The following is an 18,241-nucleotide window of genomic DNA, read 5'->3' on the forward strand; positions in this document are numbered from 1 at the left end:
CAGGGCGCGAGCCAACGGTGGTGCTTGCAGAAGCGGCACACCGGCCTCTTCACCGAGTTCGCGGATCCGCGCCGCCACCATGTCGGCGCCCTTGGCGACCACTCTCGGGGCGCTCATGCCCTTTTCATCGTACTGTAGCGCTACTGCATAGTGCGTTGGGTTGGTGATAATCACATCCGCCTCGGGCACCTTGCTCATCATGCGACCACGTGCCATTGCCTGCTGCTGTGAGCGAATCCGCGCCTTGACGTGCGGGTCGCCCTCGGACTCCTTGTGCTCACGCTTGACCTCATCCTTCGACATTCGCAACTTCTTGGCATGGCTCCAGAGCTGATACGGCACATCGATCAGGATCACCACCAGCAGCGTCAGCACCATCCACCCACAAGCCTCGGCGGCCATCATCAGTGCTCGGGCCAGCGCCTGGGTAGTCGGCTGATCCATCAGCGACAGGAACTCCCCGCGCTTGAAATACAGATACGCCATGCCGACCCCACCGATGAGTATCGACTTGGCTACCGCCTTGAACAGCTCGATCAGCGCCTGGGTGCCGAACATGCGCTTCAGACCCTTGAATGGGTTGAGCTTGGACATCTGGGGCTTGAGCGATTTGGCCGAGATCAGCCACCCTCCCAGCAGCGCCGGCGCCACCAGCGCCACCACCGTAAGCAACAGGAACAGCGGCAGCATGGTCAGCAGCGTACGAGTGCCCAGATCGAGCACGTTACTCAGCATGGGGCCGGTCTCGAATGCCTGACGCCGCTCGAACAGAAAGGCCTGTTCCATGACCAACCCCAGTTGGTCGTAGAGCATCGCCCCCATCGACCACATACCGACTACGCCACCCAACAGCAGCATGAAGGTAGTCAACTCTCGGGAACGGGCGACCTGGCCGTCCTCGCGCGCCTTCTCCAGGCGTCGTGGCGTGGCCTCTTCGGTCTTTTCCTGATCGCTGCTTTCGTCGGCCATGGTCACCAGACACTCTTCTGCACGGTGGCCATTGTGGCGCTATCGATAGTGGGGCGATACGACAAAAAGCGCCAATGATCGTGGCCTTATCGGCCCCGATCATTGGCGTGGGGAAGGATTGCGGCGGGGGAACCGCTAGCAGGAAGAGCGCATGGCTACATGGCGAGCCCAGACATGCCGGTGCCTACAGAGCTACCGCCTGCCTCAGAAGCCGAGCTGATCCAGCAGATCGTCGACCTGATCCTGATTCGTCATGACATCGGTTCCCGGCTTGATCTGAGGACCGTTGAGCAGACTCTCCTCGCGGCGGCGGGCTTCATTTTCCCACTGATCGTTGGCCTTGCGCTGCATGTTCTCGCGGGCCACTTCCTCAGGGACGTTGTCGATCAATACCTGTACCAGTTGATGCTCGATCTCACGGATCACATCCATCATTTTCTTGATCACCTGGCCAGTCAGGTCCTGGAAATCCTGGGCCATCATGATCTCCAGCAACTCTTTCTGCGTCGCTTGGGTCTTGTCGGGTACGTCGGCCAGATAGGAGCGCGTCTCTTTGACCAGGTCGCGCGCCTCGTCGAGCTCCTTGGGCTCGGCGAACCACTCGGCCCAGCGCTTGTCCAGCGACTCGGCGCCATTGCTGATCGAGTCCTGCAGCGGCTGAGCCCGGTCAATGGCGTTGAGGGCACGTTCCGCGGCCTGCTCGGTCATGGTAGCCACATAGCTCAATCGATCCCGCGCATCGGGAATCGCCTCGGCCGCCTTCTCGATCTCCTTGTCCAGACCCAGTTCGCGCATGCTCTCCCGCAGCATGCGGGTCAACTGTCCGATACGCTGGACAAGTTCCTCGCCGGCGGCGCCGGCCGCTTGAGCCTGGCCTGGCTGCTCGTTTGCGCTCATCTTGTACTCTCCTTTCGCAAGCGGGGCTGCCAGCGTCACTTGCCCAGCTTCTCGAAAATCTTGTTGAGCTTCTCTTCCAGGGTAGCGGCGGTGAATGGCTTCACCACGTAGCCGCTGGCCCCGGCCTGAGCTGCCGCGATGATATTTTCCTTCTTCGCCTCGGCGGTCACCATCAACACCGGCAACTGCTTGAGCGCATCGTCGGCACGGATCTGCTTGAGCATCTCCAGGCCGTCGAGGTTCGGCATGTTCCAGTCGGAAACCACGAACTCAAAGGAGCCGGAGCGCAGCTTGCTCAACGCTTCCTGGCCATCTTCGGCCTCCTCGACGTTGGTGTAACCCAGCTCCTTCAGCAGGCTCCGAACGATCCGGCGCATGGTCGGAAAGTCGTCGACCACCAGAAAGCTCATGTTCTTGTCAGCCATCGTGATTCCTCTTTATCTAACAAATAATGATCGTCGTCTGACGGCGATGGATGCCGTCGTGGGTACTAATGAGCAGTCAGAATTCTTCCCAGTCACCTTCGGCGACGGGCTCACGCCGGGCTTTGCGACGCGGCTTGGGATCAACCTCCGCCACTTCACGCGATGGCGAACCAGCGGACGTGCTCGGTTTCACGGCGGTGGCTGCATCACTGCGCTTGATCCAGGCCACGGCGCCATCGGATGACTTGGTGATCGTCCTGTACTGTTCGCCGGCCGCTGTACTGCCGGCATCACCTGAGAGGCGAAATACCGCCACGGCTTGCTCGAGACGGCTGGCCTGCTCTTCGAGAGAAGCGGCAACCGCTGTAGCCTGCTGCACCAGCGAGGCATTCTGCTGGGTCACCTGGTCCATCTGGCCGACCGCTTGGCTGACCTGCTCGATACCGTCGCTCTGTTCCTGCGAGGCCGCAGCGATCTCGTCCATGATGTCGGTGACCCGCCGTACCGCCTTGACCACATCATCCATGGTTTCGCCGGCTTGCTCGGCCAGGGTCGACCCTTCCTTCACTTGCGACACGGAACCATCGATCAATGCCTTGATCTCCTTGGCCGCCGTGGCACTGCGGCTGGCCAGGTTACGTACTTCACCGGCCACCACGGCGAAGCCACGCCCTTGCTCGCCCGCCCGCGCCGCCTCCACCGAGGCGTTCAGCGCCAGGATATTGGTCTGAAAGGCAATCGAATCGATCACACTGGTAATGTCGCTGATCTTCTGTGAGCTGGTAGAAATATCACCCATGGTCTTGACGACGCGATCGACGACTTCGCCACCGCGCACGGCCGTGGTCGATGCATCCAGCGCCAACCCGCTGGCCTGGCGAGCATTGTCGGCGTTCTGGCGTACCGTAGCGGTAATCTCCTCCATGCTCGTGGCAGTCTCCTCCAGCGAGGCCGCCTGCTGCTCGGTACGCGACGACAGGTCGGCATTGCCGCTGGCCATCTCGCGAGTACCGACATGAATCGAGCCACTACTGCCACGGACCTGGCCGACGATGCGAGTCAGGCTCTGCTGCATGTTGCGCATGGCGTTGAACAGCTTGCCGATCTCGTTGCGGCTACCCTCGGGTATCTTGCCGGTCAGGTCGGCCTTGGCGATGGTCTGCAGATGCTTGACCGCGGAGTTGAGCGGCCGGATCACCGTGGCGCGCAGGCCGATGTAGACCAGCACCAGTACCAGCGCGGCCAGGACCAGGGCGCCCAGTTTGATGGCACCGAACCGGTCGGCGCGGGCACGGAAGTCGGCAGTCATCGCCTGCCCCGTGCTGAAACCATAGTGAACGAACTCGGTCATGCTGTCGGCGAGAGCGGCGCTGGGCTCGATCAGTTCATCACGCAGCCTGCCGAACCCCGGCGTATTCAATTGGTCCAGCGCCTCGTGCTGATCGCGAACGAGGCCGAGCACCGTGGTGAAATTCTGTTCGAGCCGCTGGGCCATTTCCACGGAATCATCGGACTTGGGCGCTGCGGAAAAATGGCTCAAGCGCTCCTCGGCACGGTCCATACGGTCCACGGCGACATCGAGTTGCTGATTGGCATCGGCCATGCGTCCCAGCATGATCTGGTTGGAAGCGATCTCGAGGCTGACGCGCGCCACGTTGAGCAGAGCATCGGCGCGGTTGATCTCGTTGAGCTGTTGGCTATTGATACGATCGAGGTCCGTCATGACACGCTCCGCCTGGCGTTCAGACAGGAACGAGAGCATCGCCACCACGCCGATCAGCACGGCGAAGCTGACCAGGGCGGCTATCACGGAAACATTGATACTGATATTTCGAATCAGTCGACTCATTACCAGGCGGCTCCTTGCGTAAGGTATCGCTATTCTTTTGTCTTGTTTTAGTTCTTCAGACTCGCTGCGCACGCCCCGAGGCCGCCACCAGCGCCATCAGACGCTCGGGTATGTCGTCCAGGCTTGCCACCTCGACGGCTCCCCCCAGAGCAATCGCCTCACGCGGCATGCCGAAAACCACGCAGCTTGCCTCGTCCTGAGCCAGAGTGGGCGAACCCGCCTGGCGCATTTCGAGCAGCCCGGCGGCCCCATCCTTGCCCATTCCGGTGAGAATCACGCCGATGGCGTTGCGTCCGGCCTGGGTGGCAGCGGAATGAAACAGCACGTCCACCGAAGGGCGATGACGATTGACAGGCGGCCCGTCGTCGAGCCTGGCCACGTAGTTCGCCCCGCTGCGTGCCAGCTTCAGATGCGCATCGCCGGGCGCGATGTAGGCATGACCCGGCAAAACCCGCTCACCATCGCTGGCTTCCTTCACCGTAATGTTGCACAGGCGGTTGAGCCGCTCGGCAAAGGAGCGGGTGAACCCGCCAGGCATGTGCTGGGTGATCAGGATGGCCGGGCTGTTGGCCGGCAGCGGCTCGAGCACGGCACGAATCGCTTCAGTACCTCCCGTGGAGGCTCCGATGATGATCAGCTTCTCACTCGATACCAGCGGTGCCTTGAGGGTCGCCCTGGGCGTCGCCTGAGCCTGACGAGCCTGGCGTGGGCGTGACTTGGCCGCGGCACGGATCTTCTCGGCAATATCATTGGCATACTCGAGCATGCCGTTGCGGATTCCCAGTGACGGCTTGGCGACGAAATCCAGCGCGCCCAGTTCCAGCGCACGCAGAGTGATTTCCGAGCCGGCCTGGGTCAGCGACGACACCATCAGCACCGGCATCGGCCGCAGGCGCATCAGCCGCTCGAGAAAATCGAGACCATCCATGCGCGGCATCTCGACGTCGAGTGTCAGGACGTCAGGGTTGTGCTGCTTGATCAGATCGCGCGCCACCAATGGGTCTGGCGCCACGGCCACGACCTCCATGTCTGGCTGGGAGTTGATGATCTCGCTGAGTAGGTCACGAATCAGCGCCGAATCATCAACGCACAACACCTTGATCCTGTTCGATCCCAAGGCAGGTCTCCTGTCTCGTTAGGGAGTCTTTGCGCCCCAAGGCATTACATATGTTTAAACATCGGCTGGGCCGGCAAAAACTTTAGGCTTCGTCCGGGAATTGGCTTCGCTCGACGACGTTTCGAAAGGAGCCTAGGCCAAGGTGTAGACCGTCTGCCCTCGCAGACGGAACACCTTGCTGATGTACGAAAAATTCTCCGAATGACCGGCGAACAACAGGCCGTCGGGCTTGAGCAGTGGAGCAAAACGCTCGAGTATGCGTGCCTGGGTCTGCTTGTCGAAATAGATCATCACGTTGCGGCAGAAGATCGCATCGAAGGGTCCCTTTAGCGGCCACTGTGGCGCCAGCAAGTTCATCGACAGGAATTCCACCATTGATGACACCTCGGGCCGCACTCTCGCCAGCCCTTCGTGCTGACCCCGCCCTTTGTGGAAGAAGCGCTTGACCTGGCTCTCCTCGATCTTGCGAACCTGCTCGACGGGATAGACACCGGCACGGGCTCGGGTCAACGCCTCGGTATCGATATCGGTAGCCACGACACGAGCCTCCGACGCCCGCGGGCCCAGGGTTTCGAGCAGGGTCATGGCGATCGAGTACGGCTCCTCCCCGGTCGAAGCGGCTGCACTCCAGATGCGCACGGGCCCGCTGGACTTGCGCACGTGCTCTGCCAGCAGCGGGAAGTGATGCATCTCACGGAAGAAGGCCGTGAGGTTGGTCGTCAACGCATTGGTGAACGCCTCCCACTCCTTCGCATCGGGTTGGCGTGCCAGCTTCTCCAGGTAGTCGCTGAAGCGAGTCAAGCCATGATGGCGCAAGCGCTTGGCCAGACGGCTGTAGACCATTTCGCGCTTATGCTCCGCCAGCACGATACCCGCACGCTGATAGATCAGCTGGCGAATTCGGGAAAAATCTTCGTCGGTAAGGATCAGGTCACGCTCGAGGTGACCCAGCCCGGACCATTGCCCCGGTTCCATCCCGGGACCCTGTGCCTTGGTCAAAATGTTTCCCACTCTTCATCGGCTGTTGCCTTGCTTGATTTTCCATGAGCACGCTTCGCGGGAAGCGGATCATGCGACAAGGCGGGGGTTGCTGAACGTGATCGCCCAGTGTTTTCCGAGGTCTGCTCCTGCCCTTGGACAGCGACCTGCTCGAGTCCGGCACCACGCAGCCGGAAGACACGAATCGCCCTGTCGAGAAGCTCTGCCTGGCGCTGCAGGTCGCTTGCCGCCCGCGCGCTCTGCTGCACGCGCTCGGCATTCTGCTGGGTCACCTGGTCCATCTCGGTGATGGCCTGGTTGATCTGGCCAATGCCGCTGCTCTGCTCCTCGGAGGCCGCCGTGATCTCGCCCATGATGTCGTTGACCCGCTGCGAAGCCGTCACCACCTCGGCCATCGCGCTCTCGGCGCGCTGCACCTGGCTGGCCCCCTCGTGGATCTCGCTGGCGGAGCCGTCGATCAACTGACGGATCTCCTTGGCGGCATCCGCGCTGCGTCCGGCCAGGTTGCGCACCTCGCCGGCCACCACGGCGAAGCCACGGCCCTGCTCGCCCGCCCGCGCCGCCTCCACCGAGGCGTTCAGCGCCAGGATGTTGGTCTGGAAGGCGATCGAATCGATCACGTTGATGATGTCCTTCATCTTCTCGGCGCCGGCAGTGATGCGGGCCATGGTCTGCACCACGCCATGCATCAGCTCGCCGGTATCGCGCACGCGGCCGGCGTTGTCCAGCGCCAGACCGCTGGCCTGGCGCGCATTGTCGGTGTTCTGCTGCACCGTGGTGGTCATCTCCTCCATGCTGGAGGCGGTCTCCTGCAGCGAGGCGGCCTGCTGTTCGGTGCGCGCCGAGAGGTCCTCGTTGCCACGGGCGATGGAGCGCGATGCCGGCGTCACGACGTCGATGCCCTGCTGCACGCTGCGAGTGGTGCTGTAGAGACTCTTGCGCATGGTGTTCAGCGCACCGAGCAACACACCGATTTCGTCGCGGGCACGATCGGGCGAGCGCACCGCCAGGTTGCCCGAGGCGATCTGCAGGGTGAAATCCACGGCGCGGCGCACCGGTCGCGTAATCGCCCGCAGGGTCCAGAACCCCAGCAGAATCAGGAACAGGATGCCGATCGTCAGCGCCGCAACCTGGCCCGTGAGCATCATGACCTGCCCGCGCTCGGCCTCTTCAGCCAGCTGGTTGGCATAGCCGAGTTTGCCCTCGACCAGTACGTTGATGCTCTGGCTGATGGCATCGACTTCCGGTCGCAGCACATCGTTGTAGGCTTCGTAGGCGGCAAAGCCACTGCCGTCGATCAGCGCTTGCAGCGTGGGTCGGATGCCGTCATCGACGGCAACGCCGAGCTGGGCGTCGAGGGCAGCCACTTCTCCTCGCGCCGGATCCTCGCCGTCGAGGAAGCTTACCCAGGAGGCATCGATTCGTTCGACGATACCTTCGGCTTGATCGGCCAGCTCCTGAATCTGCTCCAGACGCAACGCCCTGGGGTTGCGCACCGGGCGCTCCAGGTCGGTCGTCAACTGGCTCAGCAGTTGGTCGATACGCTGAAGGTCGGCGATATCCTGCACACCGTTGCCATTGATGTAGGCAACGCGGTCTCCCGAGACCTTGAGGCCGTAGAGCCCTACGGCTCCGCTGAGCAAGAGCAGCAAGACCGGCACCAGGGTCAAGGCGACCAGCTTGGCCCGAATGGTATGCAGGTTGATCCGCGAGAACGCACCCAGCAATCCGCGCCGCACTATTTTTCCCTGCCTGACCGCCAGTTTCCGGCGTCCTTCACGAAGCTGGGAGTAAGCACGGGCCGCCGCCTCGGCGACAGCCGGCTCGACTGGAGCCCGCACCGAGGTATAGCCTTGGCACTTACCCTCCTCGAGAATCGGCGTGACCGTCGCCTGCACCCAGTAATGGTCACCGTCCTTACGGCGATTCTTGACCACTCCCTGCCAGGTCTTCCCTTTCTTGATGGTCTGCCACAGGTCGGCGAAGGCCTCGGGCGGCATGTCAGGATGACGAATCAGGTTATGCGGCGCCCCGATCATTTCTTCATGCGAGTAACCACTGACCTCGACGAACGCCGAGTTGGCGTAGGTAATTCGCCCTTCCAGGTCCGTGCGACTGATGAGCAGATGCTCATCGCTCAACTTGAATTCCCGCTGTGTTACCGGCTGATTGTCGCGCATCGTTATTATCCTTTGCCGCCTCGTATGGGTGAGTCCCCTGCCATGTTTCTCAGAACGTCTCCCACTCCTCCTCGGCTGCCGGCCGGTGCGCCTTGGCCTGTGACCGCTTGGCGGGGAGCGGGTCCTGCTGCGAAGCTGACGTCGCCGCCGGCTTCCTGGCGAAGCCGGCTGACCGAAGCTCTTCGGCTTGCTGCGGGCCGGGCACCGTCTCGGGGCCGGCTCCCTGCAGGCGGTAGACACGGATGGCCTGGGCCAGTTGCTCTGCCTGGTGCTGCAGGTCGCTTGCCGCCCGCGCGCTCTGTTGCACGCGCTCGGCATTCTGCTGGGTCACTTGGTCCATCTCGGTGATGGCCTGGTTGATCTGGCCAATGCCGCTGCTCTGCTCCTCGGAGGCCGCCGTGATCTCGCCCATGATGTCGTTGACCCGCTGCGAAGCCGTCACCACCTCGGCCATTGCGCTCTCGGCGCGCTGCACCTGGCTGGCCCCCTCGTGGATCTCGCTGGCGGAGCCGTCGATCAACTGACGGATCTCCTTGGCGGCATCCGCGCTGCGTCCGGCCAGGTTGCGCACCTCGCCGGCCACCACGGCGAAGCCACGGCCCTGCTCGCCCGCCCGCGCCGCCTCCACCGAGGCGTTCAGCGCCAGGATGTTGGTCTGGAAGGCGATCGAATCGATCACGTTGATGATGTCCTTCATCTTCTCGGCGCCGGCAGTGATGCGGGCCATGGTCTGCACCACGCCATGCATCAGCTCGCCGGTATCGCGCACGCGGCCGGCGTTGTCCAGCGCCAGACCGCTGGCCTGGCGCGCATTGTCGGTGTTCTGCTGCACCGTGGTGGTCATCTCCTCCATGCTGGAGGCGGTCTCCTGCAGCGAGGCGGCCTGCTGTTCGGTGCGCGCCGAGAGGTCCTCGTTGCCACGGGCGATGGAGCGCGATGCCGGCGTCACGACGTCGATGCCCTGCTGCACACGCTCGGTAGTGCTGTAGAGGCTCTTGCGCATGGTATCGAGCGAGCCGAGCAGCGCGCCGATCTCGTCGCGTGTCTGCTTCGGTGTCGCCACCGCCAGGTTGCCCGAAGCGATCTGCAGGGTGAAATCGGACGCGCGGCGGACCGGACGCGTAATCGCCCGCATGATCCACAAACTGATGATAAGCAGCAGCACGAAGCCGAGCGCCATGAAACCCAGTTGACCCAGCAGCATCTGCTGTTGCCCCTGCTTGGCCTCTTCCGCCATGCCCAGCGCCGCCAGGCGTTGCTGCTCGATCAGTTGGTTGACCTGCACGGTCAGGGCTTCCGCGCTTTCACGCAGCGACCCCGTCTGGTTGTTCAGCGCCATCATGGCATCGAAGGCTTCCTCTCCCCCCAACGCCTCGGCCATGGGCGCCAGGCCTTCGGTCAGGAAGCTCGCCAATGAGGCATCGAACTCGAGCGCCACCGGTGTGCGGTTGACTTCACGATCCATATAGTCGTCCCACAGCACGGAAAGCTGCCCGGCGATGCGTGAAAGCTCCTCGGCGCGCTGGTGCCGCTCGCCCAGGATATCCATGCGCTGCTCGGCGCTGAGCCCTCGCGGCCCCTCGTTGACAAGTTGGCCGAGCTGTTGCAGGCGTATGACGTCCTGCAGGCCGTCACGGTTCAGCTCTGCCAAACGCTGCCCCGACGCCTCCAGACCATAGAGCCCGACACCGCCACTGATCGCGAGCAGCAACAGCGCCGAGCAGGTGAGCATGGAGAGGCGAGCGCGGATGGAATGCAGGTTGATACGCGCCAGCCAGCCCAGTGGGCCGCGGCGCACTATTCTGCCTTGGCGAACGGAGTAGCCGGAGCGCCCTTCGCGCAGACTCGCGTAAATACGTTCCACCGTCGCAACGACGTCAGGCTCGACCACAGAGCGCACCGAAGTGTACCCGAGACATTGGTCACCCTCGACGATCGGCGTGACCGTGGCCCGAACCCAGTAGTGATCGCCGTTCTTGCATCGGTTCTTGACCACCCCTTGCCAGGTATCATTGCGCTTGATCGTCTGCCACAAGTCGGCGAAGGCCTCGGGCGGCATGTCGGGATGACGGATCAGGTTATGCGGTGAGCCGATCAATTCATCACGGCTATAACCACTCACCTCGACGAAAGCGTCATTGGCGTAGGTGATCTGGCCCTTGAGATTGGTGCGGGTGATCAGCAGTTGCCGATCGTCCAATTTGTATTCCCGCTGTGTCACCGGCTGGTTGTTGCGCATTGTAGTTTCCTTGCCGACTCGGCTCATTCAGAGGCGGAACGGTGCTGACATGAGGCCGTCCCTGCGTATCCGTGGTTACTCCGATTCAAACGGGCTGTGACCCTAGAACGAAGCCCACTCTTCTTCTTGCGACTTTTCGCTCTGGTGATTCTTCATGTCTTGATGGCGCTTGGCGGGCAGGGGATCCTGCTGCCGTGGCAGTTGCCTGACCATGCTGGCCTGGCTCTTGCGAGACGCCGGGCCCGTATTGTCCTGTTGCCCAGCCAACCGGAAACGCAATACGGCTTCGCGCAGGCGAGCGGCCTCGGCCTCGAGCTGAGTCGCCGCCGTAGCGGCCTGTTGCACCAACGCCGCGTTCTGCTGGGTCACCTGATCCATCTGGGTCACGGCCTGATTGACCTGACCGATACCGTTGCTCTGCTCCAGCGAGGCCGAGGCGATCTCGTCCATGATGTCGCTGACCCGTTGGACGGCCGCCACGATCTCGCCCATGGTCTGGCCGGCCTGGTCCACTCGGGCGGTACCGACATCCACCTTCTCGAGAGAAGCCTTGATCAGCCCCCGGATCTCACCTGCCGCCGAGGCACTGCGCCCCGCCAGGTTGCGCACTTCCTGGGCCACCACGGCAAAGCCACGGCCGTGCTCTCCGGCACGCGCCGCTTCGACCGAGGCGTTCAACGCCAGGATATTGGTCTGAAACGCGATCGTGTCGATGACACCGATGATGTCGGACATCTTGTGCGAGCTTTCGCTGATGTCGTGCATGGTCGAGACGACCTCACCGACCACTTCGCCCCCTTGGGCTGCGGTGCGCGACGCCTCGGCGGCCAGTTGGCTGGCCTGGCGCGCATTGTCGGCGTTCTGTTCCACGGTGGAAGCCAGTTCCTCCATGCTGGAAGCGGTCTCGGCCAGCGAGGCGGCCTGCTGTTCGGTGCGGGACGACAGCTCGCCGTTGCCCTCGGCGATCTCCTGGGCCCCCAGGTAGATGCTCTCGCTGCTGCTGCGCACGGTTCCCACCGTGCCCGACAGGCCGTCCTGCATGTGCCTGAGCGAAGTGAAGAGGCGCCCGATCTCGTTGTTGCCGCGGTTCTCGACCGGCTGGGAGAGATTGCCCTGCGCCAGACCCTCGAAATACCCAACCAGACGGGCGAGTGGCCGCAGCACGTTGACGCTGATACCCCAAACCACGATGCCCATGACCACTGCCGAGCCCGCCAGCACGGCGACGATCGCCAGGCGCATCAGGTCGGCAGCGGCGGTAAACGCAGCCTGATGGGCAACGCCCGCCTCCCCCGCATGCGGTGCCATGGCGGCTACGGCGGCACTGCCTTGCTGCAGCGCATATAGGCCCAGGACACTCAGCGCGACAAGCATCGCGCCGAAGAACAGCAGCACCAGGAACCAACTGGCCCGGACTGTCAGGTTGTCGAGATACTTCACGTCATCCCCTCGTGAGCGGTGGGCGAAGACATCGTCTTCAATACGGACATCGGCATGCAGGAGGCGAACTTTAGTTCAGCCCTGCCTCACTCAGCCACGCGTTCGACCAGTTCCATCTCGTCGCTGGTCAGCAGCTTGTCGATGTCGACGATCACCAGCATGCGATCCTCGAGGCTACCCAGCCCGCTGAGGAAGTCAGACGACAGGGTCACGCCGAATTCGGGGGCCGGTTTGATCTGGTCGGGCGAGAGTGTCATTACGTCGGACACGCCATCGACGACGATTCCGACGACCCGATCCTCGACGTTGACCACGATGACCACGGTCTGGCCGCCGTACTCCACCTTCTCGAGGTGGAACTTGATGCGCAGGTCGACGATGGGCACGATCACCCCGCGCAGGTTGGTCACGCCCTTGATGAAGTCCGGCGCGTTGGCGATTCGCGTGACATTCTCGTAGCCACGGATCTCCTGCACCTTGAGGATGTCGACGGCATACTCTTCGTCGCCCAGCGAGAACACCAGAAATTCACGGTTGTGGGCTTCGGCTGCGGCCAATGTTGCATCTTTCAACTGGTTCATGATCAGGTCTCCAGCGCTTTGTCGGTAAGAGCTTCGAGTGATTGCAATTCGCGCTCGGGCCGGCGCTTTTCCTTCTTGGCACGGCTGAGGCGATGCAAGCCGGTGATATCGAGGATCAGCGCCACGCTGCCATCACCGAGGATGGTCGCGGCCGATACTCCCGGCACCTTGCGGTAATTCGTTTCAAGATTCTTGACTACCACCTGCTGCTGGCCGACCAGATCGTCAACCAGCAGGGCATAGCGACGTCCCTCGCCCTGCACGATCACAGCGATGGTCTCGGTGAGCTTGGTCTTGGCGTTCGGTACGTCCAGCGCCTCGTGCACCGCCACGACGGGCAGGTACTCGTCGCGGACCTTGAGCACCACGTCGTCACCGGCCATGGCGTACAGGTCCTCCTTGGCCGGCTGCAACGACTCGAGTACGGCGGACAGCGGCAGGATGAACATCTCGTTGCCGACCTTGATCGACATGCCGTCCAGGATCGCCAGCGTCAGCGGCAGCACGATGCGAATGGTGGTGCCTTCGCCTGGTTGGGACATGATCAGCACATGCCCGCCCATGCCTTGAATGTTGCGCTTGACCACATCCATGCCGACACCGCGACCGGAGACGTCGGTCACTTCCTTGGCGGTGGAGAAGCCCGGGGCGAAGATGAGCTGCCACACCTCGTCGTCGCTCATGGTGTCGGAAACGGGCAAACCGTTCTCGCGCGCCTTGGTCAGCAGCCTGTCGCGGTTGAGGCCGGCACCATCGTCAATCACTTCGATGATGATATTGCCGCCCTGATGCTTGGCCGACAGCACCAGCTTGCCGGTACGAGGCTTGCCTGCCGCCTCGCGCACGTCGGGCGGCTCGATGCCATGATCGAGGCTGTTGCGCACCAGGTGCGTCAGCGGGTCGATGATGCGCTCGGTCAGGCTCTTGTCGAGCTCGGTGGATTCGCCTTCGGTGACCAGCTCGATCTCCTTGCCCAGCTTGCCGGCGGTCTCGCGCACGACCCGGGGAAAGCGGCTGAAGACGAAATCCATCGGGATCATGCGGATCGACATCACCGATTCCTGCAGGTCCCGAGCATTGCGCTGCAGCAGGCTCATCCCGTTGAGCAGCGCGCTGTCGGCGACTCCATCCATTTCGCTGACGGTCTGGTCGAGCATCGACTGGGTGATGATCAGTTCACCCACCAAGTTGATGATCTGGTCGACCTTGTCGACGGAGACTCGAATGGAAGAGCTTTCGGGCCCTTTTGCCTTGGCCTTGCCGCGCGCAGGCTTCGAAGCGTCAGCGTTGGTGGCTTTCGGCGTCGACCGACCTACTGATTTATCGGCAGGCTTGGGCGTGTCAGCCACCTTGACGGCATCCGCCGCTGCCGGCGTCACTGCTGTTTTTTCCACAGCCGCCGCTTCACTGGCGGTGCCAGCGCGGCTGATCTGCAGCTGATCGGCATTGATAATGAAGCCCATCACCGCCTCGATATCGTCATTGCTGACAGAGGAGGCCAGTACGACCTCATAGCGGGCTTCGTCACCCTGCTGTGAAACTACCTCGCCCAGCTGATTCAATTCCTCGACGAGAAGCTGACGGTCCTTTTCTCCCACGTTCAGAAGTGTGACGACTCGCTCCCCTTCACCAGCGACGAGGGGCGTGTCGGCCGCCTCCTCGGACTGACCGGAAGCGGCAGGTCTGATCTGGAACTGATCGCCATCGATGATGAAGCACATCACGGCTTCGATATCGTCGTCGCTATCGCTGGAGACGAGCACGACTTCGTAGCGCTGCTCGTCACCCTGGTGTGAGATCACCTCTCCCAATTGCCCCAGTTCCTCTACGAGCAACTGACGATCCTTCTCGCCCACGTTCAGCAGCGTCACGATACGCTGCTCGCCACCGGCAGGGTTAGCCGCTTCAGGCAGGTCTTCAGGGGCGGCCTCGGCTACTGGCTCGGCCTTCGGTGGCGGTGTCGCCGCGGCGCCGCCATCCAGATCCTGACCGATCTCCTCCAGCGCCAGCCGCTGCAACGTCTCGCAGATACGCTCGAAGGCCTCTTGATCGGGCTCGTCGCTATTGCGATAGGCGTTTAGCTGATCACTGAGCATGTCCTTGGTTTCCAGAAAGATATCGACGATATCCCGGCGCAGCTTGAGCTCGCCCTTGCGGGTATGGTCGAGCAGGTTTTCGAACAGGTGAGTGGTTCTCTGAAGCACGTCGAAACCGAACGTGCCGGCACCGCCCTTGATCGAATGGGCCGCGCGAAAGATAGCATTGAGCTGTTCGGTATCCGGCTCGTCCACGTCGAGCTCCAGCAGGTAGCGCTCCATGTCGGCCAGCAGCTCTTCGGCTTCCTCGAAGAAAGTGTCATAGAAATCCGTGATATCCATGCGCTTACCACCTGGTGTCAAAATGGGTTATTGGGGGTTGAGAGTTTGGCGCAGGCCTTCAGTAAATTGTTGCACGGGAGCCAGATCGACTTCGCTGTCAGAGCGGGTGCTCATCGGGCTCGGCACGCCCGGGCCGTTCAGGATGTTCGGACGGCGAATGTACTCCGCCACCTCCGGTAGCAGCACCAGCAGCTCGATCCGGCGATTGTCCGCATCGAACGGATCGGTATCGGGCAGCAGCACGCGATCGGCGAAGCCGGATACACGCAACAGCTTGTCCGAATCGAAACCACCGGCAACCAGCTCGCGGCGCGAGGCATTGGCCCGACCGTTGGACAGCTCCCAGTTGCTGTAGCCGCGATACCCACCCGCATAGGGTCGACTGTCGGTGTGGCCGCCGATACTCAGATCATTGGGCAGGTCGTTGAGCAGCGGCGCGATGGTACGCAGCAGGTTGCGCATATAAGGCTCGACGCGGTCGCTACCGATGGCGAACATGGGCCGCTGTTCGGTATCGAGCAGCTGGATGCGAAGCCCCTCGGGTGTCAGGTCGAAGCGCATCTGCTGGCGCAGTTCACGCAGTTCGGGATCGGCTTCGATTACCGTTTCGATGCGCCGCTGCAGGTCCAGAAAGAAGCGTCGCTGCTGCTCACTCGGGCGCGTGAACTCGCGAGTGTCGATGCGCGCCCGCTCGCCGTCGCTGTGAGCCGGATCGGGGCCGCCTCCGGGAATGGCACGGGTGCTGCCCGCACGATCTCCACCGGTGACCGCACTGACTAGCGGCGTACTGAAGTAGTCGGAGACGCCCTCACGCTCCTCCGGGCTTGCCACCGAGAGAATCCACATCACCAGGAACAGCGCCATCAAGGCCGTCATGAAGTCGGCCAGGGCGATCTTCCAGCTGCCACCGTGGTGGGCATGGACTACCTTCTTGCGCCGAATGATGATCGGACGCTTGTCGCCGCCCGCGCTCATTCTGCTGCCGCGCCCGACTTGGCGTTACGCACGTAGGTCTCAAGCTCGGTGAAACCCGGGCGTTCCGCGGTATGCAGCGCCTTGCGGCCAAACTCCACCGCCAACTGCGGCGCGTAGCCGTGCAGGCTTGCCAGCAAGGTGATGCGGATACACTGGAGCATTTTCTCCGCTTCCTTGACCTGGCGTTCGATGCTGCTCGCCACCGGATTGATGAAGCCATAGCCCATCAAGATGCCGAGGAAAGTGCCGACCAGGGCGTGGGCGATCATCTGCCCCATCTGTTCGGGGCCGGCATCGGCGTAAGTCAACGCCTTCACGACCCCCATGACGGCCGCGACGATGCCAAACGCAGGCATGGCATCGCCCACCTTGGCGATGGCGTCCGCTGGAATATGCGCCTCCTGCTCGAAGGTCTCGATCTCGTGGAGCATCAGTTCATCGATCTCCATCGGATCCATGCCGCCCGCCACCATCAGGCGCAGGTAGTCGGTCAGGAAATTCATGATCATCGGGTCGGCCAGCACCTTGGGGTGCTCCTGGAACAGGGCGCTTTCCTGGGGGGTATCGATGTCACGCTCGATGCCGAGCATGCCTTCGCGACGTACCTTGGTCAGCAGCTTGAACAGTACCGCCAGCAGCTCCATGTACATCTGCTTGTTGTACTTCCTGGTACGCCGTAGCTTGGGAATGATCTTGAACGTGGCCTTGATCGCCTTGCCGTTATTGGCGGCAATGAAGGCCCCGACCCCAGCCCCACCGATCATCAGCAGCTCGGTCGGCTGATAGAGTGGCCCAAGGAAGCCCCCGGCCAGCACGAAGCCGCCGAAGACGCACACTATGACTACGAAGTAACCCAGAAGAATCAGCACAACCGATACCCTTTAATGGATGTAAGCCATCGTTATCACTACTTATCGGCCAAGCGTTGCCACACTTGAGGCCTGGTAGCCAAAAAGAGAACGCCAGCTCGCTCATCACTCCATTCGTCACCGCCATACAGCAAGACGCCGCCCGAAGGCGGCGTCTTGTTACACCGGCATGTGCCAGACGTCAGGAGCGTCAACCGACTCGCTTGAGCGAAACCTCACGGCTAACGGCCTCCTCCGCCTCACGCTCCCGGCGCTTGCGGGTCTTGCCGGCACGCGAGGGCGGCATGCAGATACCGCAGACGTAATCCTGGTCCGGCGTGTGCGCATGGGCGACGAAGTGGCCACTGCAACTGTTGCAGGTAGACAGCTGCAGCAGATCGCTCTCGAAGAACCTGACCAGGGTCCAGGCGCGGGTCAGCCCCAGCACCGGCTCGGCCTGATCAATGCTGACCTGCTCGCTGTAGAGCCGGTAGGCCGTGACGAAGGCCTGCATCCGCTCACACTCCTGCTCCACGATCAGGCTGCGATAGATGTTATAGAACAGCGAGGCATGTACGTTCGGCAGCCAGGTAATGAACCAGTCGGTGGAAAAGGGCAGCATGCCCTTGGGCGGTGACATCCCCCGCACTTCCTTGAACAGACGGATCAGGCGGGCACGACTCAGGTCGGTCTCGGTTTCCAGCACCTGAAGGCGAGCCCCCAGTTCGATCAGCTCAATGGCAAGCTGGACCTGCTGCATCTCCTCGACAAGGCTTTTCTGGGACATCGCTCACGCCCCCCGTGACATGGATACGGTTCCACGGCCCGCCATCAGCAGCGAGGCATGAAACTGCGACAATCCATTGTCACGGGGGTTATCGACCACTTGGCGCAGCTGCTCGGCGCCCTCGAAGCCGAAGTGGCAGAGCAGTTGGTTGGTACGCGCCAGGCGGGTCAGCTGGGCAGCGCCGAGAGACACGAGCAGATCGGCGGTTTCATCATCGATCTTGAGACGAAACATAGCCGCCGCGCGGTCGTCGTTGAGCAGACGCTGTGCCAGCAGCAGATAGGCAAGATTCAGCTCCTGGATCTCATCCAGGTGATTCGTATTCGTCATTTTCAGTTTCCCTGCACGCTGTTGATTCGCGTGTCCTTTGTTTTTTGTAACGCACTTATTCAGGACTACGGCCTAGAGATACGTCGTGTTACGCAACGAGATGACCAGGCAGCACCTGATTAAGGACATATCTCACACACATGCATTGTGACCACTGTTTTGATACCTGCCAACCTCTCTCAACGCAAGCCCCACTCAGACCAAAAGGTGAGTTAGCTAAGTCTTTC

The 18,241-nt window shown here is 62.2% G+C and carries 15 protein-coding genes; all 15 read right to left on the reverse strand.

What is annotated here, in order from left to right:
• The coding region (flhB, locus tag HBJ55_RS02345; protein ID WP_167110681.1) for a flagellar biosynthesis protein FlhB at positions 1-969 on the reverse strand (969 nt) is incomplete at its 3' end.
• A 204-nt stretch (positions 970-1,173) separates the two neighbouring features.
• Positions 1,174-1,866: a protein phosphatase CheZ gene (cheZ, locus tag HBJ55_RS02350; RefSeq protein WP_167110683.1), complete on the reverse strand. Its 693-nt coding sequence runs from the start codon at positions 1,864-1,866 to the stop codon at positions 1,174-1,176.
• A gap of 35 nt (positions 1,867-1,901) precedes the next feature.
• Complete coding sequence (cheY, locus tag HBJ55_RS02355) at positions 1,902-2,291, reverse strand: chemotaxis response regulator CheY (RefSeq protein ID WP_111415342.1); 390 nt, start codon at positions 2,289-2,291, stop codon at positions 1,902-1,904.
• Positions 2,292-2,367: 76 nt separating this feature from the next.
• Positions 2,368-4,140, reverse strand: a complete 1,773-nt coding sequence (locus HBJ55_RS02360; RefSeq protein WP_167110685.1) for a methyl-accepting chemotaxis protein — start codon at positions 4,138-4,140, stop codon at positions 2,368-2,370.
• A gap of 55 nt (positions 4,141-4,195) precedes the next feature.
• The gene (locus HBJ55_RS02365) at positions 4,196-5,257 is read right to left on the reverse strand and encodes a protein-glutamate methylesterase/protein-glutamine glutaminase (RefSeq protein WP_167110688.1); all 1,062 of its coding nucleotides are present in this window, start codon (positions 5,255-5,257) and stop codon (positions 4,196-4,198) included.
• A gap of 132 nt (positions 5,258-5,389) precedes the next feature.
• Positions 5,390-6,232 (reverse strand): CheR family methyltransferase, encoded by an 843-nt coding sequence (locus tag HBJ55_RS02370; RefSeq protein WP_167110830.1) that lies wholly within the window; start codon positions 6,230-6,232, stop codon positions 5,390-5,392.
• Between the two features lie 20 nt (positions 6,233-6,252).
• On the reverse strand, positions 6,253-8,436 hold the full coding sequence (locus HBJ55_RS02375) for a methyl-accepting chemotaxis protein (RefSeq protein ID WP_167110690.1): 2,184 nt from the start codon (positions 8,434-8,436) through the stop codon (positions 6,253-6,255).
• Between the two features lie 49 nt (positions 8,437-8,485).
• Positions 8,486-10,675, reverse strand: coding sequence for a methyl-accepting chemotaxis protein (locus tag HBJ55_RS02380; RefSeq protein ID WP_167110692.1), 2,190 nt, complete (start codon positions 10,673-10,675; stop codon positions 8,486-8,488).
• A 102-nt stretch (positions 10,676-10,777) separates the two neighbouring features.
• Positions 10,778-12,115 carry a methyl-accepting chemotaxis protein gene (locus HBJ55_RS02385; protein ID WP_167110694.1) on the reverse strand — a complete coding sequence of 446 codons (1,338 nt, stop codon included), beginning with the start codon at positions 12,113-12,115 and terminating at the stop codon, positions 10,778-10,780.
• 86 nt (positions 12,116-12,201) lie between these two features.
• A complete protein-coding gene (locus HBJ55_RS02390) occupies positions 12,202-12,696 on the reverse strand; it encodes a chemotaxis protein CheW (protein ID WP_167110696.1) in 495 nt (164 codons plus the stop codon).
• A 2-nt stretch (positions 12,697-12,698) separates the two neighbouring features.
• Positions 12,699-15,074: a chemotaxis protein CheW gene (locus tag HBJ55_RS02395; RefSeq protein ID WP_167110698.1), complete on the reverse strand. Its 2,376-nt coding sequence runs from the start codon at positions 15,072-15,074 to the stop codon at positions 12,699-12,701.
• A 27-nt stretch (positions 15,075-15,101) separates the two neighbouring features.
• Positions 15,102-16,049, reverse strand: a complete 948-nt coding sequence (gene motB, locus HBJ55_RS02400) for a flagellar motor protein MotB (RefSeq protein ID WP_167110700.1) — start codon at positions 16,047-16,049, stop codon at positions 15,102-15,104.
• On the reverse strand, positions 16,046-16,918 hold the full coding sequence (motA, locus tag HBJ55_RS02405) for a flagellar motor stator protein MotA (protein WP_167110702.1): 873 nt from the start codon (positions 16,916-16,918) through the stop codon (positions 16,046-16,048). Before motA ends, motB begins: the two co-directional genes overlap by 4 nt.
• Positions 16,919-17,108: 190 nt before the next feature.
• Positions 17,109-17,684, reverse strand: a complete 576-nt coding sequence (flhC, locus tag HBJ55_RS02410; RefSeq protein WP_167110704.1) for a flagellar transcriptional regulator FlhC — start codon at positions 17,682-17,684, stop codon at positions 17,109-17,111.
• 3 nt (positions 17,685-17,687) lie between these two features.
• Positions 17,688-18,014 carry a flagellar transcriptional regulator FlhD gene (gene flhD, locus HBJ55_RS02415; protein ID WP_167110706.1) on the reverse strand — a complete coding sequence of 109 codons (327 nt, stop codon included), beginning with the start codon at positions 18,012-18,014 and terminating at the stop codon, positions 17,688-17,690.
• Between the last annotated feature and the right edge of the window lie 227 nt (positions 18,015-18,241).

This window comes from Billgrantia bachuensis (assembly GCF_011742165.1).
GTDB lineage: Bacteria > Pseudomonadota > Gammaproteobacteria > Pseudomonadales > Halomonadaceae > Halomonas > Halomonas bachuensis.

What these genes read in the sequence shown, in the direction of transcription:
- flhD (WP_167110706.1), bottom strand. Translation starts at nt 18,014, where the DNA reads ATGACGAATACGAATCACCTGGATGAGATCCAGGAGCTGAATCTTGCC.
- cheY (WP_111415342.1), bottom strand. Translation starts at nt 2,291, where the DNA reads ATGGCTGACAAGAACATGAGCTTTCTGGTGGTCGACGACTTTCCGACC.
- cheZ (WP_167110683.1), bottom strand. Translation starts at nt 1,866, where the DNA reads ATGAGCGCAAACGAGCAGCCAGGCCAGGCTCAAGCGGCCGGCGCCGCC.
- HBJ55_RS02380 (WP_167110692.1), bottom strand. Translation starts at nt 10,675, where the DNA reads ATGCGCAACAACCAGCCGGTGACACAGCGGGAATACAAATTGGACGAT.
- flhC (WP_167110704.1), bottom strand. Translation starts at nt 17,684, where the DNA reads ATGTCCCAGAAAAGCCTTGTCGAGGAGATGCAGCAGGTCCAGCTTGCC.
- HBJ55_RS02395 (WP_167110698.1), bottom strand. Translation starts at nt 15,074, where the DNA reads ATGGATATCACGGATTTCTATGACACTTTCTTCGAGGAAGCCGAAGAG.
- HBJ55_RS02370 (WP_167110830.1), bottom strand. Translation starts at nt 6,232, where the DNA reads ATGGAACCGGGGCAATGGTCCGGGCTGGGTCACCTCGAGCGTGACCTG.
- HBJ55_RS02375 (WP_167110690.1), bottom strand. Translation starts at nt 8,436, where the DNA reads ATGCGCGACAATCAGCCGGTAACACAGCGGGAATTCAAGTTGAGCGAT.
- HBJ55_RS02390 (WP_167110696.1), bottom strand. Translation starts at nt 12,696, where the DNA reads ATGAACCAGTTGAAAGATGCAACATTGGCCGCAGCCGAAGCCCACAAC.
- HBJ55_RS02360 (WP_167110685.1), bottom strand. Translation starts at nt 4,140, where the DNA reads ATGAGTCGACTGATTCGAAATATCAGTATCAATGTTTCCGTGATAGCC.
- motB (WP_167110700.1), bottom strand. Translation starts at nt 16,049, where the DNA reads ATGAGCGCGGGCGGCGACAAGCGTCCGATCATCATTCGGCGCAAGAAG.